Origin of the sequence: Clostridium estertheticum (genome assembly GCF_018861295.1) — a bacterium.
Lineage (GTDB): Bacteria > Bacillota > Clostridia > Clostridiales > Clostridiaceae > Clostridium_AD > Clostridium_AD estertheticum_D.
In genome coordinates this window covers 1-2,238 of sequence record NZ_JAHLDM010000069.1, presented here as the reverse complement: position 1 = coordinate 2,238, position 2,238 = coordinate 1, and the positions used below count along the sequence as shown (strand labels likewise).

The window sequence follows — 2,238 nt, the reverse complement described above, 5'->3', positions numbered from 1 at the left end:
TAATGGAAAGAAGGTATATGATGCAATTTACTTCAATAAAATTTTTAATGTTTTTTCTGATTGTTTCTGTTTTATATTATGTAATCCCGCATAAACTTCGATGGGTTTGGCTGCTAATATGCAGTTATTTCTTTTATATGTTTTTAAATCCTAAATATGCAATATTAATAGCTACATCGACTATCATCACATATTTAAGTGGTTTACTAATTGAAAAAGCAAATAAGATAAGCAACGAAAAAAAATCTACTCAATTAAAAAAAATATGGGTTTTTGCAAGTTTTTCTAGTAATTTGGGTATCTTATTTTTGTTCAAATATTATAATTTTTTCAATGAGGGTTTATCGCGTTTATTACATGCATTTAGCCTCTCAAATCATGCACCATCTTTTGAATATTTACTGCCACTTGGGATATCATTCTATACCCTCCAAGCCCTTAGCTATACTGTAGATGTTTATAGAAAAGATGTTCCCGCACAGAAAAACATAGGGAAATATGCTCTGTTTGTATCATTCTTCCCTCAAGTAGTTGCAGGTCCTATTGAAAAATCGAAAAATATGTTACATCAATTTGATGAGAAGCATAATTTTAATTATGATAGAGTTAAAAACGGTCTATTACTAATGTTATGGGGTGTCTTCGTAAAAATAGTAGTATCAGATAGATTAGCAGTACTTGTTAATACTGTATACAACAACCCTAATCACTATAAAGGTTTTACAACTTTTATAGCTACATTGTTTTTCAGTTTTCAAATTTATTGCGATTTTATGTCGTATTCAGATATAGCAAGAGGAGCTTCAGAGGTCTTGGGCTTTAAGGTGACTAATAATTTTCACCAACCTTATTTGTCAAGATCAATAAAAGAATTTTGGAGCCGCTGGCACGTATCACTCACTAGTTGGTTTAAAGACTATTTATATTTTCCACTAGGCGGAAATAGACGTGGAAATTTTAGAGCTAATTATAATATTATGATTGTGTTCATAGTAAGTGGTTTATGGCATGGAGCTACCTTTAATTTTATTATTTGGGGCGGACTTCACGGACTTTATCAGATAGTAGAGAATTTTACTAAACCCTTTAGAAAAAGGATAGTAAAAACTTTTAAAATTAAAACAGACGTATTTAGTTTCAAGTTTTTTCAAGTATTTATAACCTTTATGCTTGTAAATTTTGCTTGGATATTTTTTAAGGCTAGTTCATTATCAACTGCTATAACAATAATTAAAAATATTTTTTATTTTAATCCTTGGGTACTTATTAATGGTTCTATTTTTAAACTTGGATTAGATTCAAAAGATTTTTTTATTGCACTTGTTGGTATAATTTTAGTTCTAACAGTAGATATATTACGAAGAACAAAAGATTTACGAACTAGTTTAGCAAAACAAAACATAATGTTTAGATGGGCAACGTATGTAGGTGCCGCTGTGGTCATTCTAATATTTGGATTGTATGGTCCTGGATATAGTATGCAGCAGTTTATCTATTCACAATTCTAGGAGGATTTTTCATGCTTAAAAAGTCATTTTTAAAAGGAATTAGTTTTGTAATTATATTATTGATCTTTATTATAACGCTTAATTCTATTTTTATTATAAAAACAAATCATCGGGCTAAGCTCACGCAAGGATTGTATGATAATACAGGAGATTCATTTGATGTTGTATTATTAGGTTCAAGCCATATGGATGCTTTAATAAATCCTAACGTTTTATGGAAACAGTTTGGAATAACAAGCTTTGACTATTCTACGGGAGGTCAACCAATAGATGTAACCTACTATTTATTAAAAGAAGTTTTGAAAAAACATAAGGATCCAATTGTAGTAGTAGATTTATATTATTTGGGTTCAACTGATGAATTTGGTGATGAGGGTTATATAAGAACTGCTTTAGATAACGTTAAGTTTTCTGTAAATAAAGTGCAAGCTATTCTTAACACTACACCAATGGATCAGTGGCTCAATTATTTTTTTCCGATTTTCAAATATCATGATCGTTGGAAAGAACTAACAGATACAGATTTTAACTTTGATGTGGATGAGACTTATTATAGAAAAGGATTTAACGCTAGTCACGATGTGTATGGTAAAGAAAATGCTTCAAATTCTGAAACTACAGAAACCGCAGATCTTCCACCTAAAACAGAAGAATATCTGAATAAAATGATAGCTTTATCTAAAAAGGAAAATTTCAAATTGATTTTCACAAATGCACCACATGATTATAG

General features: G+C 29.7%; 1 protein-coding gene and 1 pseudogene. Both read left to right on the top strand.

The window, feature by feature from the left end; translation table 11 throughout:
- The coding region (locus KPL54_RS25595) for an MBOAT family O-acyltransferase (RefSeq protein WP_253203812.1) at positions 1-1,508 on the top strand (1,508 nt) is incomplete at its 5' end.
- An 11-nt stretch (positions 1,509-1,519) separates the two neighbouring features.
- Positions 1,520-2,238: pseudogene (locus tag KPL54_RS25590) on the top strand (hypothetical protein); the annotation flags it as partial.